Here is a 21,229-nt window from a genome sequence, read left to right as displayed (position 1 = left end):
GGTCCAGGGTGTCGTCGGCCAGCTCCGCCGGCATGGCCCGGGCCATGCCGGCCCTGGCCTCCTCCCGGCTCAGCTCGTGGAAGCGCACCGGCTCGCCCAGCGCGGCGGCCAGGGCCGCCGCCTGCCCGCGCGGGGTGATCACCTCCGGCCCGGTGAGCTCGTAGCGGCCGCCGCCGTGCCGCTCGTCCAGCAGGCAAGCCGCCGCCACCTCGGCGATGTCGGCCGGGTCGACGACCGGCACGCCGACGTCCCCGAAGGGCGCGGCGACCAGCCGGTCGGTGCGCACCGAGTCGGCCCACCAGAAGGCGTTGGAGGCGAAGCCGCCCGGCCGCAGGATGCTCCACTCCACGCCGGCGGCGCGCAGCTTGTCCTCCAGCGCGCGCAGCGCGATCCGGGTCCGGCCGAAGGGCCTGGTCACCACGCCCTGGCTGGACAGCAGGACGATCCGCCGGACGCCGGCGCCCACCGCGTCGGCGACCAGGTCGGCCGGGCCGGCCCCGGCGCCGTGCAGGTCTCCGGAGAGCAGCAGGAACAGCGCCTCCGCCCCGGCCAGTACCGGCTTGAGGGCACCCGGCTCGGCCAGGTCGGCCGTCACGTGGCGGACGCCGTCCGGCACCGCCGCCGCCCGCCGCGACACCGCCGTCACCTCCCGGCCCGCCTCGGCCAGCGCCTGGGTCAACGGCCGGCCGATGTTCCCGGTGGCTCCGGTCACCACGATCATGTTCTGCTCCCACTACTCGTCTGTTCGTCCTGCTCGGAGGTCGCTCCGATGCCCTCAACCTAGGAGCAGCGACTTACTTTTGGTAAGGACATACCTCGAAGTAAGCTCCACACATGAAGGAAGGCCCGCAGTACAGAGCGGCCGCACCGGGGGGCCGGTATGACGTGTTTCACACCGACTGCCCCGCGCGCACCGTCGTCGACCACGTGACCAGCCGATGGGGGATCTGGGTGCTGATCTCCCTGCGGAACAACGACCTGCGCTTCTACGAACTGCGCGAGAGCATCCAGGGCATCAGCGAGAAGATGCTCACCCAGACCCTGCGCGCCCTGGTCCAGGACGGCCTGGTCCGGCGGGAGGTCGCACCGACCACACCGCCCCAGGTCAGCTACGGGCTCACCGGGTTCGGCCGCGAACTGGGCGAGCCGCTCAAGGAACTGTTCGACCGGATCACCCGGCGACTCCCCCCGCTCGACGGCGGTTCGGCGCCCGACGGCGTATCAGTGCCCGACAGCGGCTCGTGGACGGCTCAGAGCCCGCTCGGCCAGTCGTAGCCGCTCGGCACCTTGACGGCGGCGTTCTCCGCGGCCGTGCCGTACACCAGGGCGATCTCGTCGTGGGCGTGCAGCACGATCGCCGCCGGGTCGCCGCCCACCGCCTTGCCGTCCACGTACGCGGTGAGCGCGTGGGTGGCGTCGGTGCGCAGCCCGCCCAGGTGGTCCGCGGAGGCGGAGACCTGCCACTCGGTCAGGAACTGGCCCAGGGTGAAGTCGGCGGCCACCGGCGACTCGATGTGGACGACCCCGCTGGTGTCGTGGGTGTGCAGCGGGCTGATCCGCTGGGCGCTCTCGTCGATGCCGACCAGCGCGGGGACGGTCACGGGCTGCCCGTCGGCGTAGACGTCCAGGTGGGTGTGGATGTGCAGGGCGGTACCCTCGGCGCCGAGCATCGGCAGGCCGGCCGCCTTGACGGCCGCCGCGGCGTCGGCGGGCGCGTCCCAGGGCGGCGGGGTGGTCCGGCCCTCGGCGGTGGTCCGGGGGTGCGCCGGGACGCCGGACGGCGCGGAGCTGCCCTGGTTGTCGGCGATCACGACGGCGATCACGCCGACCACCGCGAGCACCACCAGGACGACCAGACCGCTCACCAGCCACCGCCTGGTCCGCGCGTGCCGGACCTCCGCGGCCCGGAGCGCGGCCACCCGGCCCTTGCGCCCGGACGGCTCCGGGTTCTGCGCTGACATCGGTGCGGGCCTCCTCGATCGAGGCTGCTGTCCCTCTCAGCCTCGCAGAGTCCGCCCGGGCGGGCGCGCCGAGCCGGCCCCGGGCGCGGAGCCCGGCCTCGGAGCCCGCCGCGAAGGCCGCGGCCCCGGCTCCCCGCACGGGGGAACCGGGGCCGCGGTCGGCGCGGGCGCGCGGTCAGTGCTGGCCCGGGTAGCCCTGCTGGCCCGGGTACGGCACGTTCGGGACCTGCGGCGGGTACGGCTGGCCCTGCGGCGGCACCTGGGCGCCCGGCCGCGCCGGGTACGGCTGGGCCGGCGGGTAGGCCTGCGGCGGGTACGGCTGGCCCGGCTGCGCCGCCGGGTACGGCTGGTGCTGCGGCTGCTGCTGCGGCGGGTACGGCTGCGCCTGCGGCGCGCCGAAGCCCTGCTGCGGCTGCTGGTGCGGCGGCTGCTGCGGGATCATCTGCTGGCCGGGTGCGGCCTGGACGCCCATCGGGTACGCCGGCGGCGGGAAGCCCTGGTTCTGCGGCGTGTCGAAGGGCTGCGAGCTCGGGTCGATCGCCCCGGGCGGGAAGGCCGCGCTCAGCTGGTCCATCTCGGCCCGCCAGATGCGGTGGATGTTCAGGCGCACCGGGTTGGCGCTGCCCGGCATCTGGACGTACATCGAGCTCCAGATGCTCGCCCGCTTGACCCGGCTGACCGGGAAGGCCTGCCGCGGGAAGGCCGCGACCACGTCGCCGGGCCGGTTGTTCCAGCGGTTGGCCGAGTTGATCACCACGTGGCTGTTGGTGAGCGTCAGGAAGTAGTACCTGCGGGTCAGCACGATGATCAGGCCGACGAGCGGAATCTCACCGAGTGCGGCCGCGAGCCACGGGCTGGGCCCGCTCTCCGCGTGCACGCAGGCGATGAAGGTCTCGCCGGGCGGCGCCACCTGCGACAGCTTCTCGATGACCTGGGCCTTCTGCTTGGCCCGGAGGAATGCCATGGTCTTCTGTACCTCTTACCCCGTCTTGTCCGCCGACTCGGTGCGGCGGGAAATCGGCTGAGGTTAGCAGGTGGTGATGACACCTCGGACACCAGTGCCCCCGGGGCGGCCGGGGCCCCGCCGGGCAGATTCCCGGCGGGGCCGAGTCGGCACACGGAGCACCCGACGCCGGCCCGGGCGGCGGGCGTTCGGCGAGGTCGGGCGGCCGTCGGCGGGCTGACCGTCCGTCCGCCGGGCGACGCAGGACCTTCACAGGAAATCACGAAGCCCTCAGCCCGTGATGACGGTGAACCCCTCCGGGGCGCGCAGCCGGACGGCGCCGGTGTGGTCGGTCTCCACCTCGATCGGCAGCCCGGCCACCGTCAGCCCGCGGATCCGCAGCGACTCGTACCCGGCCGGGACGCTCCCGCGCACCCACAGCCGGCGCCCCGGAGCGTCCGCGGCGAGCCCGAGCAGCGCCTGCAGCACCAGGACGGCGGAGGCCGCGGCCCAGGCCTGCGGGCGGCAGGAGGCGGGGTACGGGACGGGGCGGTGGTAGCGCTCGCGCGGGTGGCCGCCGTACAGCTCGGGCAGCCGGTGGTCGAAGGCCGCGGCGGCGCGCAGCAGTCCGGCGGCCAGCGGCGCGGCGTCCTCGGGCCGGCCGGCCCGGGCCAGTCCGTGCACGGCGACGGCGGTGTCGTGCGGCCAGACCGAGCCGGTGTGGTAACCCAGCGGGTTGAAGCCGGCGGTGGCGGCGTCCAGGGTGCGCAGGCCGAAGCCGCTGTCCAGGCCGGGGGCGGTGAGGCGCTGCGCGACCAGCGCGCTCTCCTCGGCCGAGAGCAGGCCGGTGCCGAGCAGGTGGCCGAGGTTGGAGGCGACCGAGTCGACCGGCCGCTTGTCGCGGTCGAGGGCGACGACCGGGTGGCGGCCGTGCTCGTCCTCGGTCCAGAACCGGTCGCGGAAGCGCTCGCGCAGCCGCTCGGCCCACTGCCGCCAGCGCTCGGCGCCGGGACGGCCGAAGGCCTCCAGCAGGTCGGCGGACTTGACGGCGGCCTCGTGGGCGTAGGCCTGGACCTCGCTGAGGGCGATCGGGGCGGCGGCGATCCGGCCGTCACGGAACCGGATGCCGTCCGAGGAGTCCTTCCAGCCCTGGTTGGAGAGGCCGCGGCCGGTGCTGTCGACGTACTCCAGGAAGCCGTCGCCGTCCGCGTCGGCGTACCGCTCCAGCCAGTCGAGGGCGGCCTCGGCGTGCGGGAGCAGGTCCTCGACCTCCTCGGCGGGCAGGCCCCAGCGCCAGGCGTCGTGCAGCAGCAGGAGCCAGAGCGGGGTGGCGTCGGCGGTGCCGTAGTAGCTGGGCGGCAGGTGGGAGCCGGTGTCGAGGTGCTGCTCGGCGCGGCGGACCTCGTGCAGGATCTTGCCGGGCTGCTCCTCGGTGGCCGGGTCGACGGCCCGGCCCTGACGGCGGGCCAGGGTGCGCAGGGTGCCGGCGGCGAGGTCGGTGCCGAGCGGGAGCATCATCCGGGCCGCCCAGAGCGAGTCGCGGCCGAACAGGGTGAGGAACCAGGGCGCTCCGGCGCCGAGGAAGGTGTCGGCGGGGCGCAGCGGGTCGGTGAGCAGCAGGCCGCGCAGGTCGTGGTGGGAGCGGGTGAGCCAGTGGGCGAGGTGGTGGTCGCGGCCGGTGATCTCGGGGGTGCTCCAGGGGGTGGTGCGGGCGGCGGGGAAGAGGTCGCCGTCGCGGTGTTCGGCGGTGCACTCCAGGACGGCGTGCCAGCTCCGGCCGGGGGCGAGTTCGAGGTCGTAGCCGAGGGTGCCGGTGGCGGGGTCGAGGTGGTGGGGCGGAGGGGTGAGGGTGAGGGCGGCGGTGAGCGGGCCGTCCTGCCAGCGCAGGCCGTCGGCGCCGTGGGCGCGGGGCTCGACCGGGGTGCCGGGGCGGCCGGCCTTGACGGTGTCCATGGCGGCGAAGTCGCTCTCGGCGCGGATCTCCAGGCGCAGGCGGGCGGGGCGGGTGCCGGCGTTGTGGAGGGTGCAGTGCTCGACCAGGCGGCCGGGGTGGAGTTCGCGGCGGCGTTCCAGGGTGGTGGCGGGGTCGGCGGTCCCTTCGCCGAGGCCGCGCAGCACGGTGACGAAGACGGTCCGCCCGTCCGGGAGTTCGGCGGTGGCGATCGGGGCCTCGGGAACGCCGGGGGCACCGATCTCCAGGCGGGAGAGGATGCGGCGGTCGCCGTGGTAGAAGCCGTCGGCGCCCTCGCCGATGCGGCCGTCGGGGCGGGCGGCGCAGAAGCTGGGGGCGGCCACGGAGAGCCGGGCGTCGTGCAGGAACGGCTGGAGGTCGGTCGCGGGCATGGTCTCCTCGTTCTCGGTGCGGGGCTTGACAGTTGCTTCCACCCGGGCGCAACCTTTCTGTCATTGGAGCGTTCCAAGACATTAACTCCCCTGGTGGGGTTGATGGAACCCCCGCTTGGAACGCTCCAAGCCAAGCCCTGTGGCGACAGAACCTAGGATCACCGTCATGCATGCACACTCATCGCCCAGGAGCGGGCCCGGGTCCGCGGTGACCCTCGAAATGGTCGCCGCCCGGGCCGGCGTGGGCCGTCAGACGGTGTCCAACGCGATCAACTCGCCCGAGCTGCTGCGCCCGCAGACGCTGGAGCGGGTCCGGCGCGCCATCGACGAACTCGGCTACCGCCCGCACCGGGCCGCCCAGGCGCTCAAGACCAGGGCCAGCCGGCTGATCGGCTACGGCATCCGCTCCAGCAGTACCGGCGTCCCGACCCCGGTCCTGGACCAGTTCCTGCACTCGCTCTCCGAGGCCGCCGACCGGGCCGGCTACCGGGTGGTGCTGTTCGCCGTCGCCCCCGGGGACGACGAACTCACCAGCTACCAGCAGCTGCTGGACGAGCACGGCGCCGACGGCTTCGTGCTCAGCGGCACCGACCGCGGCGACCGCCGCCAGGGCTGGCTGCACGAACGCGGCGTCCCCTTCGTCGCCTTCGGCCGCACCTGGTCCGGCAAGGACGTCGGGGACTGGGTCGACGTGGACGGCGCCGCCGGCACCTCGGCGGCCGTCCGCCACCTGGCCGGGCTCGGCCACCGCCGGATCGGCTTCCTGGGCTGGCCCAAGGGCTCCGGGGTCGGCGACGACCGCGCCCGCGGCTGGCAGGGCGCGATGCGCGAACTGGGCCTGTCCACCCGGGGCCGCCGGGTGGAGAGCCCGGACGACCCGGAGCACGCGACCGAGGCCGCCGGGAAACTGCTGGCCGGCGGTGCGACCGCCGTCGTCGCCGCCAGCGACACCCTCGCGCTCGGCTGGTACCAGGCGTTGCGCCGGGCCGGCCGCACCCCCGGCCCGGAGGCCGCCGTGATCGGCTTCGACGACTCCCCGATCGCCCCACTGCTCTTCCCCTCGCTCTCCAGCCTCGCCCAGCCGCTCGACGCGGTCGGCCGGGTCTGCATGCAGTTGCTGCTGGAGCGCCTCGGCGACCGCGGGCGGCCCGTCGAACACGTGCTGCTGGAACCGGAGCTGGTGCTGCGCGACAGCGCGTAGCACCCGCGCCCTCCCCGCGCCCCTTCCCCGAAACCCCGCCACCGAGGCCCGCCGCCGAGGCCCGCCCGAAGCACCCGTCCCCCGAAGGCCGTCCACCACCCACCCCCCCCCCCGCAAGGAGACCCGCATGGCCACCTCCCGCACCCTCGCCGCGGCCGCCGTCTGCACGGCCGTCGCCCTCGGCGCCGTCACCGGCTGCTCCTCCTCGGGCGGATTCGGCGACACGTCGGCCAAGCAGTCCTCCGGCGCCGGCCAGAGCCTGACCGTCCTGATCGCCAGCTCCGGCGAGGCCGAGACCGCGGCGGTCAAGGCCGCCACCGCCGCCTGGGCGCAGCGGACCGGAAACACCGTCACCGTGCAGATCGCGAGCAACATCAACCAGCAGCTCGGCCAGGCCTTCGCCGGCGGCAACCCGCCGGACCTCTTCTACGTGAACTCCGACCAGTTCGCCAACTACGCCAAGGGCGGCTCGCTGTACGCCTACGGCGATCAGATAGCCGACGCCGCGGACTTCTCCGAGCAGCTGCGCAAGGCGTTCAGCCACGACGGCAGGCTCACCTGCCTGCCCAAGGACAGCTCCACGCTGGCCCTGGCCGTCAACACCACGCTGTGGCAGCAGGCCGGGCTCACCGAGGCCGACTACCCCACCACCTGGCAGCAACTCGCCGACGACGCCGCCAAGCTCACCAAGGACGGCGTGACCGGCCTGGTCACCGCCCCCGACTACCAGCGGCTGGGCGCCCTGTTCAAGCAGGCCGGCAGCTGGATCACCAACCCCGAGCAGACCGCGATGACCGCCGACGCCCCCGGCAACCGGCAGGCGCTGGAGTACGTCCAGGGCCTGTTGAAGGCCGGTTCGGCCAAGTACGTCGCCGAGGTGGACGCCGGCTGGGGCGGTGAGGCGCTCGGCAAGGGCAAGGCCGCGATGACGATCGAGGGCAACTGGCTCAAGGGCGCGATGGCCAAGGACTACCCGAACGTCCCGTACAAGGTGCTCCCGCTGCCCGCCGGGCCGGCCGGCCCCGGCACCCTGGCGTTCAGCAACTGCTGGGGCATCGCCGCCAAGAGCCGCCACCAGGCGGCGGGCGTCGACCTGGTCCGGCAGCTCACCTCCGGCGACCAGCAGCTGGAGTTCGCCAAGGCCTTCGGCGTGATGCCCTCGCGCACCAGCGCGCTCGCCGCCTACGCCGAGAAGTACCCGGAGTCCAAGGCCTGGGTGGACGGCGTCGCCCACGCCCAGCCGCCGGTCACCGTCCCCGGGTTCAACCAGGTGCTCACCCAGTTCAACACCGACCTCCAGTCGCTGCGCACGGCCGACCCGGCGGCAATCCTGGCCGCCCTCCAGCGCAACGGCGAGCAGGCCGTCAAGAATGCCCGCTGACCCCCGCCCCCGCGTCCGGCGCGGCGTGCGCGGCCTGCGCGAGGGGGCCTGGGGCTGGCTGTTCACCGCCCCCATGGTCCTGGTCCTCGGCCTCTTCATGGTGCTGCCGATCGCGATGGCGCTGTGGGTGAGCCTGCTGCACTGGGACGGCCAGTCCAACCCCTTCGACGGCACCGCGGACTTCGTGGGCCTGGACAACTACCGCCGGCTGTTCACCGTGGACGGCCTGGACCGCACCCTGTTCGCCACCTCGCTGCGCAACACCCTCTACTACGTGGTGCTGACGGTGCCGCTGCAGACCGTGCTGGCGCTGGCCCTGGCCCTCGCCGTCAACCAGCGGCTGCTGCGCGGCCGGGGCGCCCTGCGCACGGTGTTCTACTTCCCGTCCGTCACCAGCTCGATCGCCGTCTCGACGGTCTTCCTCTTCCTGTTCCAGGGCAGCGGCGCCGTCAACCGGATGCTGGGCTGGGTCGGCGTCGAGGGCCCCAACTGGTTCGCCGACCCGCGCGGGCTGGTCTGGCTGGTGCTGGGGTGGTTCGGCGTGGACCAGCCCGCGCCGACAACCGGCGGCCCGCTCGGGCTGGCCTGGTCGGAGTGGTTCGCCGGGCCCTCGGTCGCGATGTGCACCCTGATCCTGATGGCCGTCTGGACCACCTCCGGCACCTTCATGCTGATCTTCCTGGCCGCCCTCCAGGACGTCCCGCGCGAACTGGAGGAGGCCGCCGCCCTGGACGGCGCCGGCCGGCGCCAACTGCTGCGCCACGTCACCCTTCCCGCGCTGCGGCCGGTGCTGTTCCTGGTGCTGACGCTGGGGCTGATCTCCACCTGGCAGGTCTTCGACCAGGTGTACGTGATGGGCAAGGGCGCGCCCGGCAACACCACCCTCACCCCCGCCTACCTCTCCTACTCCTCCGGCTTCGACAACGCCGACTACGGGCAGGGCGCCGCCATCGCGTTCGTCCTGCTCGGCCTGGTCCTGCTGCTCACCGCCGTGCAGCGGTGGGCCCTGCGGGAGCGGGACGGCGCCCGGGGGCCCCGCCCGAAGGGAGTCCGCCGTGCGGCGCGCTGACCACCGGACGGGACCGGAACGTCCCGTGCTCGCCCGCTTCCCCCGGCCGCTGCGCCTGCTCGGGTACGCCGCGCTGCTCGCCTTCGCGCTGCTCTACCTGCTGCCGTTCCTCCTGCAGTTAGCGAACAGCTTCAAGACCGACCCGGACGCGGCCGCCCACCCGATGACGCTGCTCCCGGACGGCGGCACCCTCGACTCCTACCGCCGGCTGTTCGGGCTCGCGCACGGCGTGGAGAACGTGCCGTTCCTCGGCTGGCTGGGCAACAGCGTGCTGGTGACCGTCCTGGTCACGGCCGGGCGGGTGCTGTTCGACTCGATGGCGGGCTACGCCCTGGCCCGGATCGCCTTCCCCGGCCGCCGGCTGCTGTACGGCTTCGTGCTGGCGGTGATGGCGGTGCCCGGTGTGGTGCTGCTGATCCCGAAGTTCCTGGTGCTCAAGAGCTTCGGGATGTTCGACACCTACGGCGGGATGGTGCTGCCGCTGCTGGTCGACGCCGCCGGGATCTTCATCATGCGGCAGTTCTTCGTCTCGGTGCCGCGCGAGATCGAGGAGGCGGCGCGGATCGACGGCGCCGGGACGTTCCGGATCTTCTGGTCGGTGGTGCTGCCGATGTCCCGGCCCTCGCTGATCACCCTGACCGTGCTCTCCTTCCAGGGCTCCTGGAACGAGTTCACCCATTTCCTGGTCTCCACCCAGTCCAGTGGGCACGACACCCTGACGACGGGTCTGGCGCACTTCGTCTCCGGCGGCCTCGGTTCCGGGACGCAGTACCCGCTCAAGCTGGCGGCGGCACTGGTCTCCACCGTGCCGGTGGCGGTGCTGTTCTTCTGCTTCCAGCGCCATTTCGTCCGGGGTGCCAACTCCGGCTCGTCGAAGGGATGAAATCCGGCCAAAAGGTATCGATATCGGCCCGATCAGTTAAAGCCGGGGTCAAATAATCGCGTGCCTCCTTGCTGATAATGTGATCACCTGTGTATGCGCTGCGGCGTTCTTCACCGCAGGGGAGGGAATGGCCTGACCCGTTTCACTCAGGCCCCGTCAGACCAGGAGTTCCACCATCAACACCGCCATCCGCACGGCCGCCCGCGGTGCGCTGCCCGTCGCCGTCACCGCCTCCGTCCTCGCCGCCGGCCTCACCGCCTGCGGCACCGCCGAGCAGCTCTCGGCCGGCCAGAAGGTGTCGAAGGCCTTCGGCAAGGTCGGTGACGGCAAGTCCGCCGGTTTCACGCTCTCCGTGGACGCCACCCCCGAGCAGATCGTCGCCTTCACCAAGGCCACCGGCGACGAGGCGATCGACGAGCAGAGCGCGAAGGGCCTGTCCGGCCTCTCGGTCTCCGTCGCGGTCGCGGCCGACAAGCCGCTCAAGGAGGTCGACGCCTTCAAGAACACCGGGGCGGGCGACCAGAAGAACCAGCAGGACATCACGCTCGACAAGTCGGTGCGGATCTCCTACCTGATCGCGGACAAGAAGGGCACCCCGCTCCTGGAGTACCGCCAGGTCGACGCCAAGGGCTTCCTGCACCTCGACATGAAGAGCGTGCTCAAGCTCACCGGCCAGGACCCGGCCGAGGTCGACACCGTCGCCAAGGACCTCTCCCCCGACATGGCCCCCGCCAAGAGCCTGCTGACCGGCAAGTGGGTCTCGCTCGACCTCCAGCAGCTCGCGGACGAGGCCAAGAAGGAGGACGGCGCCAAGGGCGGCAAGCCGGAGGCCGTGCCCTCGGTCGACCCGGCCGCCGGCAAGGAGCTCCTCAACTCGCTCAAGGACGTGTTCAACCGGACCGTCACCTTCGAGGACAAGGGCAAGAAGGACGGCACCGAGCACATCTGGATGAGCGCCCCGGCCCGCCAGGCCGTGGACGAGCTGTACAAGGCCGTCAAGCCGCTCTCCGCCAAGTTCCCGCAGCAGTTCAAGAAGTTCCCGACCGAGGCCCCGACCGACGTCCCGGACCGCAAGGTCGGCGTCGACCTCTACCTCAAGGACGGCGCGCTCAACTCGGCCACCTTCGACCTCGCGCAGCTGGAGAAGAAGGTCGACCCGGGCGTCAACTTCCCGGTGAAGCTCGCCTTCAACCAGGACGCGCCGAAGGTCGAGGCCCCGGCCGATGCCACCAGGATGACCAGCGAGGACCTGGTGAAGACCTTCCTCGTGCTGGCCTCCGGCGGCGAGGACCCGAGCGCCGAGGGCGACGCCACCGGCGTCCCGCCGTTCACCACCGAGGCCGCGCCGCTGACCGACGCCCAGCTCAAGTCGCTGGCCGCGCTCGGCATCCCGGAGGCCCAGGCCAAGGCGTTCAACAAGATGGGCCTCGGCTTCGAGGACATCAAGGCCATGGCCGAGGAGAAGTGACCCGCTCCTGAGGGGCACCGTCCTGGCCGTCCCCACGGACGCCCCTGACACGCACTCCTGACCGGCGCCTCCGACGCACCGACCGGCCGGCCGCTCCCGCGGTCGGCCGGTCGCGTCCGTTCAGCCGCGCTTGCGCGGGCCCGTCCTGGCCCGAGGCCGAGCCGTCGCGGCCTCGGGCTCGCCCAGGCTCGCGGCCCGGACGGCCTCCATGGCGGCCACCTCGTTCGGCACCCGGGTACGGGCGCCCAGGCCGAGGATGCCGCCCTCCTCGTTGGCGTCCGCGACCACGGTCGCGATCTCCCACAGGAGCTCCCGGTACCCGGCGAGCTCGTCCGGCGCCCGCTCGGCCACGATCCGGGTGGCCGAGCGGATCGTCTCCAGCGCGGGCCCGCGGTACTCGGCGTAGCGGGTGTCGGGCCGCAGCCCGGTGTCGAAGGTCGAGGCCGCCGCCAACTCCCGGACGAAGCGCCGCGGATGGGTGCTGCTCGCCTCGCGCAGCAGCTTGACGATCGCTATCACCTCCTCCGGGTCCGCGACGCCCTCGGCGAGCGCGACCAGGACGCCGGAGGCCATCAGGGCCCGGCCGAGGGTGGCCCACTCCTCGGGGGTGAAGTCCAACTCCCCCGCGCCGTCGGCGACCCGGCCGATCCGGATCACCTGGAAGCCGACCTCGGCGAGCACGGCGGGGATCAGCCGCACCGACTCCACCGTCCGGCCCCGGGCCCGGTCCGACAGCTCCTCCCAGGGCAGGAACGCCGCCCGGCCGTCCCGCTGGCCGGGGAGCAGCGCCTCCGGTTCGGCGCCCGTGCCGTAGCGGTGCTCGTGCTCGTGCTCCAGCCGGGCCAGCACCTCGGCCTCCTCCTCGGTGAAGTCCTCGAAGCCGCCGACGGCGTCCGGGGCGACCCGCTCGGAGGTGGGCACCATCAGGCAGCCGACCGCGGCGAGGCGCTCGCCGAGCTGGCGGGCCTGGCGCCGGTTGGCCGTGCGCAGTTCCTCGGGCAGGTCCTCCCAGGGCAGCAGGGCCGGGCGGCTGCCCGCCTCCTCGCCGTCCTCGACCGCCGCCGCCACCCGGCTGCGGTGGATGGCCCGGGCCAGCTGCCGGGTGACCTGGGCGTCGGTGTAGTCGGCCAGGCTCTCGATCACCCTCCCCTGCGCCTCCAGCCGGGCCTTCATCCGGCCGCACTCGTGCAGCACGGCCTCGGCGTCCAGCAGGGTCTGCTCGGCGCGGCGGTCGCCGGCCTTGCCCAGCACGTCCTGCCCGACCATGATCACGATCATGAAGACCAGCTGGGCCAGGGTGGACAGGAAGCTCATGAAGGCGAACGGGTACGGGTCGAAGGTCTGCACCCCGAGCTGGGACAGGCCGATCCACAGCACCTGGGTCACGGCGGCGAGGTAGAACGCCCACATGCTGCCCAGCCGCCCGGTCAGCCAGGCGGCGATCCGCCCGTTGGTCCCGGCGGCCTGGTCCAGGGCCTGCGGCGGCGGCTGCACCCGGTGCCGCTGGATCCACGGGTGCCCGCTGGTCTCCAGCAGGCTCACCCCGCGCCCGAGCGCCCGGTCGTGCCGGTCCAGGTGCGCCTGGAGGTCGGCGACCTTGGCGAAGATCGCCTCGGCGTTCTCGTAGGTCTGCACCGCCCGGCGGTCGGCGGCCTGGCCCAGCACCCGCTGGCCGACCAGGATCGCCAGGCAGAGCACCAGTTGGACGACGTTGTCCAGGAACAGCAGGAAGCCGAAGGGGTAGGGGTCGATCGAGTGCAGCGGCCCCCAGGTCGCCAGCGCCATCCAGCCGGCGACCAGCACCAGGGTCACGTACAGGGCGGGCATCGAGCCCACGGCCCGGGTCAGCGCGGCCGCGATCGCGCCGTTCAGCCCGACCTGTTCGTCCGCCACCGTCACCGGCTGCTGCCGCGGCTGGTCGATCGCCGTACCGGCTTCCGTCACGCCCGCTCCTCACGGTCGAACTCCGGCGCCCGCCGCCGGTGTCGTGCCCATGATGGCAGCGGCCGGGGCGGCCGGAGGCTTTCCGGGGCAGGATCTTAACGCTCCGTCAACACCCTTCCGGTGCAGGCCGTGCAGCTCGACCCGGCCGTGCCGCAGGTGGTTGCGGTGGCCGTCGGCGAACTCCAGCCGCAGGCTGCGGTCCGCGGGGGTGTCCACCACGACGGCGCTCTCCACCGCGCCGTAGGAGGATTCCCGGTACACCCACACCCGGTCGCCGATGTGGAACTCCGGGGTCTCGGAGACGATCACCGCTCTCACCTGCCTTCGCCGACGTGCCCACCCGGCTGTACGGAGCGCGGTGGGTCGGGTACTCAGCGGGCGCGCAGCTGCTTCGGGGCGGTGGGGGTCGGCAGCCCGGTCGGCTGCCCGGCCCCGTCCACCGCGGTGCCGTCGGTGAAGCGGGAGCACTCGGCGCCCGCGCCGACGGTGAGGGTCCGGGCCACCGGGTCGTAGCGGAGCGAGGCGCCCTCGGCGAGGGCGCCCGGGCCGTCCGCGGGCGGTGCCAGGCTCAGGCTGGGGACGGGCGCGGACTCGTCCGCCGAGACGACCGTCCAGCCCTGGGCGGTCAGGGTCCGCCGGGCGCGCCCCAGGGCCTCCGTCCCCTGGGTGGCGCCGACCCCGGCGAGGGTGAAGCGGGCGGCGAGCACGGCCGTGCGGGGCTGGTCGGCGCCGCCGTCGTTCATGCTCTCCAGGAGGTGCTCCAGGCCGCGGGCGTGGCAGACGCCCTGGACCTTGGCGGAGATCCCGTCGTCGCCGACCGGCACCGGGGCCAGCGCCACACCGGGCGGCAGGGCGAGGGCGTCGTAGACGGCCTGGGTCCGGGCGTCCAGGTGCGCGGCGACGGCGGCCGGGTCGGCCACCGGGTACGGCTCCCCCGACCACACCCGCGGGACCTCCTCCGCGACCGTCACGGCGCCGCGGTAGCCGACCGTGCCGAGCACCGCCGCTCCCGCGACCGTCGTCACCAGTGCCACCCGCACCGCCCTGCGGCCGCCCCGGCCGTCCGTCCCCGCGCGCTTCGTCATGATCACCATCGTGCCCGCCGGGCCGGGCCGCCGCCTGAGTACCCGTACTCAGACGGCGGGCCGGAGGTGCTCAGACGTGGCCGGAGGTGCTCAGGCGTGGCCGGAGGTGCTCAGGCGTGGGCGGCGGCGCACTCCGGGTGGCCCCAGCTGCTGCCGACCTTGGTGATCTTGTCGCCCTTGGCGTACGGGCGGCTGCACGGGCAGGTGCCGGGGAAGCGAGCGTTCAGGGTGCGCGAGCCGCCGCCGGTGCGCTTGGCGGCACCGGCTCCGGTGCCGGAGCCACCGGAGGCGGAGGCGGTGCGCGGCTTCGCGGCCCGGGGCGCCTTGACCGCCGCGGCCGGGTCGGGCACCGGCAGGTCGGCGGCCGTTCCGGCGGCGGCCTGCTGGGTGCGGGCGGCGTCGCTGGCCGCCTTGTCGGCGATGGCGTTCAGCGGGTCGCCGTCCACCTGGTGGGCGGGGACGTAGACGAAGGTGACGTCCCGGCCCTCCAGCAACTCGTCGATCCGCTGGATCAGCTCGCGGTTGGCCACCGGCTTGCCCGCCGCCGTCTTCCAGCCGTTGCGCTTCCAGCCCTTGAGCCACTTGGTGACCGAGTCGCGGGTGTAGGTGCTGTCGAGCCGGACCTCCAGCGGCACGGCCGGGTCGGTGGCGGACAGCAGCTGTTGAAGCGCCGTCAGCTCGCCGATGTTGTTGGTGCTGTGCCCGAGCGGCCCCGCCTCCCAACGCTGGGGCGCCCCGGTGGCGTCCGCGACCACGTAGGCCCAGGCCGCCGGGCCGGGGTTGCCCTTGGCTGCTCCGTCACACGCTGCAATGACTCGTTCGACCATGCCCCGATCATGCCTGGTCAGGCGCCCCGGAGCCAAAGCGGGTCAGCTGCGCAGCAGGGGCAGCAGTAGCGCGGCGGACCAGCTGAAATTGGTGGAGTTGCGGCCGCGGCCGGTCAGCGGGTCGTAGTTCTCCCGGACCGGCCCGTCGCCGCTCAGCCCCTCGGCGGCGGTGAGCAGCCGCTCGACGGCCCGGCGGGCGTCCTGGTCCCAGCCGTACCGGCGCAGCCCCTCGATCGCGAAGTAGCTCTGGTCGAGCCAGGCCAGGCCGCGCCAGTAGCCGGCCGGGTCGAAGGACGGCGAGCTGCGGGCGACGGTCGGGAAGGGCATCGGGGTGCCGAACTCCGCCGGGTCGAGCAGCCGGGCCCGCACGGTGCGGGCCTGGGCCGGGTCGGCGGTGCCGGACCAGAGCGGGATCGCGCCCTCGATGCCGCGGCCGCGGGCGGTGAGCCGGGCGCCGGTGGCGAGGTCGGTGTCGTGGAACCAGCCGGTGGCCGGGTCGTACATGGTGGCGCGGATCGCGGCGTCGATCCGCTCGGCCCGGCCGCGCAGCCGCTCCGCCGTGGGGCGGTCGCCGAGTTCGGCGGCGATCAGGGCCAGGTGGCGGTGGTCGGCGGCCAGGTAGGCGTTGAGGTCGACGGAGCGCTGGGTGAGCGACCAGCCGACCGGCTCGCCCTTCGGACCGTGGTTGGCCACGACGGTGGCGGCGTCGAAGCGCGGGGCGTTGTCCATGCCGGACTCCCAGGCCGCGGCCTGGCGGCAGTCCTCGGGCGCGGCGTTGGCCGGGTCGAGGGTGGCGCCGTACTCGCACAGGCCCTCGCCGAGGTGGTCCCGGGTGCGGTACCACCAGTCCTGGTAGGCGGTGAGCTTGGGCAGCAGCTCGCGCAGGAAGGCCCGGTCGCCGGAGCGGCGGTAGACCTCCCAGACGGCCCAGGCGGCCAGCGGGGGCTTGGAGTTGCGTTCGTTCCAGTTGCCGCCGCCGGTGGACGGGTCGTTGTAGAAGACGCAGTCCGGGACCATCCCGGCGTCCTGCGGGCGGTCCGGCGCGCCGGGCCCGGTCTGGTGGTCGAAGACGGCGCGGATCTGGTCGGCGGCGAGGCCGGGGGCGAACAGCGCGGTGCCGACGGCCTGCTTCCAGGTGTCCCAGGCCCAGACCCCGCTGAACCACTTGTCGGACAGCGAGGGGGTGACGGCGTCGTGCCGGATCCGCCCGGCGGGGCTGCGCCAGTTGGTGACCAGCGTCTGCACGCACTTGACGGCGGTGCGGCGGCGGGCGGCCGGGACGCCGTCGGTGGCGCGGGCGAGGTAGCCGGCCCAGCGGGCCCGTCCGGTGGCGGCGGTCCGCTCGGGTGCGCGCAGCGCGGCCTCGGCCTCCCGGACGGCGCGGGCGCGGTCCTCGGCGGTGAAGGTGTAGCTCTCGGTCCAGTCCAGGGTGCGGCTCGCGCCGGGCGGCAGCCTTACCAGGTCGGCGAGTTCGGTGCGGTGGCGGTCGCCGTCCACGGTGACCCGGACGGGCTGGGCGTGGCGGACGGCGAAGCTCTCGGTGCCGTCGGTGAGGTACTCCCAGGTCCGGCGGACCCTGGCGAAGGCCACCTCGACGCCGCGCTCGGCGGCGAGCAGTCGCGGGGCGTCGTGCTGGGGGCCGTCGGCGGGACGCAGCAGGGTGCCCGTCCAGGCGACGGCCAGGGTGCGTGCGGTGCGTCCGGTGTTGGCCAGACGGGCGCGGAGCAGGGCGGTGCGGTTGCCGGCGAAGCGCAGTTCGAGGGTGAGGGCGAGGCCGTCGGCGAGGGCGTAGCGCTGGCGGAGCAGTCCGGGCAGGGCGGTGAGGGTCGGGGCGCCGCCCGCGGCGAGGTCCAGCGGCCTTCCCTGCTCGGCGAGTTGGAGTCGGGTGAGGCCGTCGCTGAGCCACCAGGGGTACTCCTGGGCGAGGTGCAGCGGGCCGGTGAAGCCGCCGAGCGGGTCGGTCGGGCGGGGCAGGGCGTAGGCGTGCCAGGCGCCGAGGTCGGCGAAGACGGTGATCGGGTTGTTGTCGCCGGGGTAGGCCTGGGCGGGTGTGCCGTGCAGGTCGAGGACGTCGGCGTAGCGCTCGGCGTCGAGCCCCTCGTCCGCGTGGGCGGCCGGGGCCGCCGGGGCGGCCAGGGTGCCGGCCGTGGCGAGCGCGGAGGCGGCCAGGAAGTGGCGGCGGGTCAGCGGGTTCACGGGCGCTCCTCGGGGGCGGGCAGGCGGAGGACGGCGGCGCCCAGCGGCGCGAGGGTGAGGGTGGTGCCGGTGGCGGAGCCGGTGTGCAGATCGGTGCCGGTGAGCAGGTCGGTGCCGGTGAGCAGGTCGGTGCCGGTCAGCAGGTCGGTACCGGGCCGGGCGAGCGGCACCCGGGCCTCGGCGGGGCCGTGGTTGAGCAGGAAGAGGTAGGCGGTGCCGTCGGCGGCGCGACGGCGGGTGACCTCCACGCCCTCGGGCAGGCCAGGTAGTTCGGGGCCCGCGCCGGACTCCGTCAGCGCCAGGTCGAGCACGGGGCCGGTGTCCGGGCCGAGGTGGCAGCTCAGGTACCAGGCGCTGCCGGTGCCGTGGCGGTGGCGGGTGACGGCGGGCCGGCCGGCGAGTTCGCCGGAGGTGTAGCGGGCGACGGTCTCGGCGCCCTCGGGTTCGATCCACTCGCTCCAGTGCTCGGCGCGCAGCTCGGGGTGCGGTTCGGCGTCCCGGTCCGTCCCGTCCAGCCGTACGGTGGTGGCCTCGCCGTCCGGGATCGGCCAGTGCTCGTCCACGACCAGGCCGAGCAGTGCGCGCAGCGGGCCGGGGTGGCCGCCGGGGTGGATGTGGTCGTGCCGGTCGGTGATGCCGCTGAACGGGCCGCAGACCAGGTGGCCGCCGCCGTGGACGTAGCCGGTGAGGCGTTCGGCGGTGGCGGTGTCGAGCAGGTACAGGTTGGGGGCGAGCAGCAGCCGGTAGCCCTCGTACCCGGCGGTGGGCGGGAGGAAGTCGACGGTGACACCGCGCTCGTACAGCGCCGCGTACCAGGGGCGGAGCAGGTCGGGCCAGCGCATCCGGGCGGAGGGGTGGTCGTCCAGTTCCAGGGCCCACCAGCTGTCCCAGTCGAGCAGCACGCCGACCTGCCCGCGGATCCGGCTGCCCGCGACCTCGCCGAGCCGGCGCAGTTCGGCGCCGAGGGCGACGGTCCGCTGCCAGCCGCGGCCGGCCGTGCCCCGGTGCGGGAGCATCGCGCTGTGGAACTTCTCGGCCCCGGCCACCGAGGCGCGCCACTGGAAGTGCAGCACCCCGTCGGCGCCGCGGGCCAGCGCCTGGAGCGACCAGAGGCGGTAGAGGTCGGGGCGTTTGGGGACGTTCACCGGGCGCCAGCTGACGGCGGAGGGGGCCTGTTCCATCAGCAGCCAGGGCCGGCCGGCCTTGAGGGAGCGCATCAGGTCGTAGTTCATGGCGGCGTTCACGTGGGCGCGCGGGTCGGCCGGGTCGGGGTAGGCGTCGTCGGAGACGAAGTCCTCGTACCGGCTCCACTCCCAGTAGTCGAGGGCCTTGAGCATCGACATGAAGTTGGTGGTGACCGGCACCCCGGGCGAGACTTCGTCGAGCACGGCCTTCTCGGCGCGGTGCAGGGCGAGCAGGGCGTCCGAGCAGAACCGGCGCCAGTCCAGCAGCTGGGTCGGGTTGACCGGACCGGGCGCGGTGCGCGGCGGCTCGACCTGGTCGAAGGAGTTGTACCGCTGGGACCAGAAGGCGGTGCCCCAGGAGCGGTTCAACTCCTCGACGGTGCCGTGCCGTTGGCGCAGCCAGCGGCGGAAGTCGGCGGCGGACCCGGCGCAGAAGCACTCCTGGACGTGGTCGCCGTACTCGTTGTGGACGTGCCACAGGGCGAGCGCCGGGTGGCCGTGGTAGCGCTCGGCGAGCTTCCGGGTGAGCCGGACGGCGGCCGCGCGGTAGGCCGGGGAGGACGGGCAGTAGTGCTGGCGCGAGCCGAACTCCAGCCGGACGCCGTCGGCGGTGACGGGCAGCAGGTCGGGGTGGGCGCGCACCAGCCAGGCGGGCGGGGAGGCGGTGGCGGTGGCCAGGTCGACGGCGATGCCGTGCCGGTGGACCAGGTCGAGCAGCCGGTCCAGCCAGCCGAAGTCCCAACGGTGGGCGTCGGGTTGGAGCCGGGCCCAGGAGAACACGCCGACGGTGACCAGGTTGACCCCGGCCTCGGCCATCAGCTCGACGTCCTGGGCCCACACCTCCTCGGGCCACTGCTCGGGGTTCCAGTCCCCGCCGTACAGCAGGCCGGGCACGCGGGTGAGTCGGTCCATCGGCGCGTCATCCTTTCAGGGCTCCGCCGAGCAGGCCGGCCACGAACTGCCGCTGAAAGAGCAGGAAGAGCACCATCAGCGGGAGGGTGGCCAGGAAGGAGCCCAGCATCAGGCCGGAGTAGTCGACGTGGGTCAGCCCGGTCAGGGTGTTGAGCGCGACCGGCACGGTGTACCTGTCCTGGGTGTTGAGCATCAGCAGCGGCCAGATGAAGCTGTTCCACTGGCCCATGAAGGTGAAGATGACGAGTGCCCCCAACTGCGGCCGCACGCACGGCAGGACGACCCGGTAGAAGGTGCGCAGCTCGCCGGAGCCGTCGATCCGGGCCGACTCCAGCAGTTCGTCGGGGAAGCCAAGGAAGCTCTGGCGCATCAGCAGGATGCCGAAGGAGTTGGCGAGGAAGGGCAGGACGACGGCCTGGTAGCTGTCGATCCAGCCGAGGCTGGCCATCATCTGGAACAGCGGGACCAGCAGCACCTGGAGCGGGATCATCATGGTGGCCAGCACCAGGCCGAGCAGCAGACCGCGGCCGCGGAAGCGGTACTTGGCCAGGCCGTAGCCGCACATCGCGGACAGCAGCGAGCTGAGCAGGGTGTGGACGACGGCGATGCCGAGGCTGTTGAGCAGCACCCGGCCGAAGCCGATGCTCTGCTGGAGGTGCACCAGGTTGTTCAGCAGCTCGCCGCCGGGCAGGAACGGCGGTGGGGAGTGGAAGAGTTCGGAGCTGCTGTGGGTGGCGGCGATCAGCATCCAGGCGAAGGGCAGCAGGCTGGCGACGGCGCCGAGGCCGAGCAGGGCGAGGACGGCGGCGCGGCCCAGGAGTCCGGCCCTCGTCGGTGTTCCGGCCTTCGACGGCGAGCCGGCTCTCATCGGCGGCGTTCCGGCCTCCATCGGCGATCTGGCCTTCATCGGCGGCGTTCCCTTCCGTAGAGCCGGAACTGGAGCAGCGAGACCGCCGCGATGATCAGCACGACCACCCAGGCGATGGCCGCCGCGTAGCCGAAGTCGAGCTGCTGGAAGCCGACCTTGTAGAGGTAGACCACCGGGGTGAGGGTCGCGTCGCCGGGGCCGCCGCGGGTCAGCACGTAGTTCTCGTCGAAGAGTTGGAGGGTGCCGATGGTGGAGGTGATGACGCAGAACAGCACCACCGGCCGCAGCTGCGGCAGCACCACCCCGGTGTAGGTGCGCACGGTGCCGGCGCCGTCGAGGGCGGCGGCCTCGTACTGGTCGCGGCCGATCGCCTGGAGTCCGGCCAGCAGGATGACGGCGTTGTAGCCGGTCCACCGCCAGGTGACCGAGCCGATCAGCGAGATCCGCGCCCAGGTGGGCGAGTTGAGCCAGTCGACCGGTCCGGCACCGAGCGCCTGGAGGGCCTGGTTGGCGAGGCCGCCGTCGGTGCGCAGCAGCACCTGGAAGACCACGGCGTAGGCGACCAGGGTGGTGATCGCGGGCAGGAAGAAGACCGCCCGCCAGCCGGAGCGGAAGCGCAGCCAGGACTGGTTGAGCAGGACGGCGAGCACCAGGGCGAGGCCGATCATCACCGGCACCTGGACGGCGAGGATGAGGCCGGTGTTGACCAGGGAGTGCAGGAAGGCCGGGTCGTCCAGCAGCCGGCGGTACTGGTCGAGCCCGACGAAGACGTCCACGCCGTCGCGGCGGGCGGTGAGGCTCTGGTAGAGGCTGGCGCCCAGCGGGTAGGCGAAGAAGAGGGCGAACAGGACGGCGGTGGGGCCGGCGAACAGCCAGGCGGCGGTGCGCGGGGAGCGTCGTCGGCGGGCCGGGGCGGTGCGGGCGGCGGGCTTGCGCAGGACGGCCGGGAGGCTGCTGGTCATCG

At 73.7% G+C, this 21,229-nt stretch carries 18 protein-coding genes; 6 read left to right on the top strand and 12 right to left on the bottom strand.

What is annotated here, in order from left to right; translation table 11 throughout:
- Positions 1-721, bottom strand: a 721-nt coding sequence (locus ACFXOZ_RS25855) for an SDR family oxidoreductase (protein ID WP_380592918.1), incomplete at its 3' end; no start/stop codon positions are given.
- Positions 722-834: 113 nt separating this feature from the next.
- Between ACFXOZ_RS25855 and ACFXOZ_RS25850 the strand changes: the two genes are divergently transcribed.
- Positions 835-1,275: a winged helix-turn-helix transcriptional regulator gene (locus ACFXOZ_RS25850; protein WP_380592916.1), complete on the top strand. Its 441-nt coding sequence runs from the start codon at positions 835-837 to the stop codon at positions 1,273-1,275.
- On the opposite strand, the gene ACFXOZ_RS25845 is transcribed toward ACFXOZ_RS25850, so the two are convergent.
- The 3 genes from ACFXOZ_RS25845 to ACFXOZ_RS25835 form a co-directional block, all read right to left on the bottom strand.
- Positions 1,251-1,961, bottom strand: coding sequence for a hypothetical protein (locus ACFXOZ_RS25845; protein ID WP_380592914.1), 711 nt, complete (start codon positions 1,959-1,961; stop codon positions 1,251-1,253). The genes ACFXOZ_RS25850 and ACFXOZ_RS25845 overlap by 25 nt on opposite strands.
- Positions 1,962-2,136: 175 nt before the next feature.
- Positions 2,137-2,925, bottom strand: a complete 789-nt coding sequence (locus ACFXOZ_RS25840; protein ID WP_380592912.1) for a hypothetical protein — start codon at positions 2,923-2,925, stop codon at positions 2,137-2,139.
- Positions 2,926-3,195: 270 nt separating this feature from the next.
- Positions 3,196-5,289: a glycogen debranching N-terminal domain-containing protein gene (locus ACFXOZ_RS25835; protein WP_380592910.1), complete on the bottom strand. Its 2,094-nt coding sequence runs from the start codon at positions 5,287-5,289 to the stop codon at positions 3,196-3,198.
- Positions 5,290-5,413: 124 nt separating this feature from the next.
- Here ACFXOZ_RS25835 and ACFXOZ_RS25830 point away from each other — a divergent pair, with 124 nt between their 5' ends.
- The 5 genes from ACFXOZ_RS25830 to ACFXOZ_RS25810 all read left to right on the top strand — a co-directional run bounded on the left by ACFXOZ_RS25830 (position 5,414) and on the right by ACFXOZ_RS25810 (position 11,249).
- Entirely contained in the window at positions 5,414-6,448 is a 1,035-nt protein-coding gene (locus tag ACFXOZ_RS25830) for a LacI family DNA-binding transcriptional regulator (protein WP_380527631.1), read from the top strand.
- Between the two features lie 127 nt (positions 6,449-6,575).
- Positions 6,576-7,829: an extracellular solute-binding protein gene (locus tag ACFXOZ_RS25825; RefSeq protein ID WP_380527633.1), complete on the top strand. Its 1,254-nt coding sequence runs from the start codon at positions 6,576-6,578 to the stop codon at positions 7,827-7,829.
- The gene (locus ACFXOZ_RS25820; RefSeq protein ID WP_380527635.1) at positions 7,819-8,898 is read left to right on the top strand and encodes a carbohydrate ABC transporter permease; all 1,080 of its coding nucleotides are present in this window, start codon (positions 7,819-7,821) and stop codon (positions 8,896-8,898) included. The genes ACFXOZ_RS25825 and ACFXOZ_RS25820 overlap by 11 nt, the downstream gene beginning before the upstream one ends.
- Entirely contained in the window at positions 8,885-9,781 is an 897-nt protein-coding gene (locus ACFXOZ_RS25815) for a carbohydrate ABC transporter permease (RefSeq protein ID WP_380527637.1), read from the top strand. Before ACFXOZ_RS25820 ends, ACFXOZ_RS25815 begins: the two co-directional genes overlap by 14 nt.
- 295 nt (positions 9,782-10,076) lie before the next feature.
- Positions 10,077-11,249 (top strand): hypothetical protein, encoded by a 1,173-nt coding sequence (locus ACFXOZ_RS25810; protein ID WP_380527638.1) that lies wholly within the window; start codon positions 10,077-10,079, stop codon positions 11,247-11,249.
- A gap of 120 nt (positions 11,250-11,369) precedes the next feature.
- Here the strand turns inward: ACFXOZ_RS25810 and ACFXOZ_RS25805 are convergent, their stop codons facing one another.
- From ACFXOZ_RS25805 to ACFXOZ_RS25770, 8 genes are all read right to left on the bottom strand, one after another.
- Positions 11,370-13,193: a DUF1003 domain-containing protein gene (locus tag ACFXOZ_RS25805; RefSeq protein ID WP_380592908.1), complete on the bottom strand. Its 1,824-nt coding sequence runs from the start codon at positions 13,191-13,193 to the stop codon at positions 11,370-11,372.
- 9 nt (positions 13,194-13,202) lie between these two features.
- Positions 13,203-13,502, bottom strand: coding sequence for a hypothetical protein (locus ACFXOZ_RS25800; protein ID WP_380533047.1), 300 nt, complete (start codon positions 13,500-13,502; stop codon positions 13,203-13,205).
- Between the two features lie 62 nt (positions 13,503-13,564).
- A complete protein-coding gene (locus tag ACFXOZ_RS25795) occupies positions 13,565-14,278 on the bottom strand; it encodes a hypothetical protein (protein WP_380592906.1) in 714 nt (237 codons plus the stop codon).
- A gap of 110 nt (positions 14,279-14,388) precedes the next feature.
- Positions 14,389-15,105 (bottom strand): ribonuclease H, encoded by a 717-nt coding sequence (locus tag ACFXOZ_RS25790; protein ID WP_380592904.1) that lies wholly within the window; start codon positions 15,103-15,105, stop codon positions 14,389-14,391.
- 42 nt (positions 15,106-15,147) lie between these two features.
- Positions 15,148-17,301: a trehalase family glycosidase gene (locus tag ACFXOZ_RS25785; RefSeq protein WP_380592902.1), complete on the bottom strand. Its 2,154-nt coding sequence runs from the start codon at positions 17,299-17,301 to the stop codon at positions 15,148-15,150.
- Positions 17,298-19,397 carry a beta-galactosidase gene (locus tag ACFXOZ_RS25780; protein WP_380592899.1) on the bottom strand — a complete coding sequence of 700 codons (2,100 nt, stop codon included), beginning with the start codon at positions 19,395-19,397 and terminating at the stop codon, positions 17,298-17,300. Before ACFXOZ_RS25780 ends, ACFXOZ_RS25785 begins: the two co-directional genes overlap by 4 nt.
- A 7-nt stretch (positions 19,398-19,404) precedes the next feature.
- Entirely contained in the window at positions 19,405-20,304 is a 900-nt protein-coding gene (locus ACFXOZ_RS25775) for a carbohydrate ABC transporter permease (protein ID WP_380592897.1), read from the bottom strand.
- Positions 20,301-21,227 (bottom strand): carbohydrate ABC transporter permease, encoded by a 927-nt coding sequence (locus ACFXOZ_RS25770; RefSeq protein WP_380592895.1) that lies wholly within the window; start codon positions 21,225-21,227, stop codon positions 20,301-20,303. Before ACFXOZ_RS25770 ends, ACFXOZ_RS25775 begins: the two co-directional genes overlap by 4 nt.
- Positions 21,228-21,229 lie beyond the last annotated feature (2 nt).

The sequence above is a fragment of the Kitasatospora sp. NPDC059160 genome, assembly GCF_042755465.1.
Classification (GTDB): Bacteria; Actinomycetota; Actinomycetes; order Streptomycetales; family Streptomycetaceae; genus Kitasatospora.
The sequence above is the reverse complement of the archived record's forward strand: the minus strand, read 5'-3'. Positions and strand labels throughout refer to the sequence as shown.

What these genes read in the sequence shown, in the direction of transcription:
- ACFXOZ_RS25850 (WP_380592916.1), top strand. Translation starts at nt 835, where the DNA reads ATGAAGGAAGGCCCGCAGTACAGAGCGGCCGCACCGGGGGGCCGGTAT.
- ACFXOZ_RS25845 (WP_380592914.1), bottom strand. Translation starts at nt 1,961, where the DNA reads ATGTCAGCGCAGAACCCGGAGCCGTCCGGGCGCAAGGGCCGGGTGGCC.
- ACFXOZ_RS25840 (WP_380592912.1), bottom strand. Translation starts at nt 2,925, where the DNA reads ATGGCATTCCTCCGGGCCAAGCAGAAGGCCCAGGTCATCGAGAAGCTG.
- ACFXOZ_RS25830 (WP_380527631.1), top strand. Translation starts at nt 5,414, where the DNA reads ATGCATGCACACTCATCGCCCAGGAGCGGGCCCGGGTCCGCGGTGACC.
- ACFXOZ_RS25825 (WP_380527633.1), top strand. Translation starts at nt 6,576, where the DNA reads ATGGCCACCTCCCGCACCCTCGCCGCGGCCGCCGTCTGCACGGCCGTC.
- ACFXOZ_RS25820 (WP_380527635.1), top strand. Translation starts at nt 7,819, where the DNA reads ATGCCCGCTGACCCCCGCCCCCGCGTCCGGCGCGGCGTGCGCGGCCTG.
- ACFXOZ_RS25795 (WP_380592906.1), bottom strand. Translation starts at nt 14,278, where the DNA reads ATGACGAAGCGCGCGGGGACGGACGGCCGGGGCGGCCGCAGGGCGGTG.
- ACFXOZ_RS25790 (WP_380592904.1), bottom strand. Translation starts at nt 15,105, where the DNA reads ATGGTCGAACGAGTCATTGCAGCGTGTGACGGAGCAGCCAAGGGCAAC.
- ACFXOZ_RS25780 (WP_380592899.1), bottom strand. Translation starts at nt 19,397, where the DNA reads ATGGACCGACTCACCCGCGTGCCCGGCCTGCTGTACGGCGGGGACTGG.
- ACFXOZ_RS25775 (WP_380592897.1), bottom strand. Translation starts at nt 20,304, where the DNA reads ATGAAGGCCAGATCGCCGATGGAGGCCGGAACGCCGCCGATGAGAGCC.
- ACFXOZ_RS25770 (WP_380592895.1), bottom strand. Translation starts at nt 21,227, where the DNA reads ATGACCAGCAGCCTCCCGGCCGTCCTGCGCAAGCCCGCCGCCCGCACC.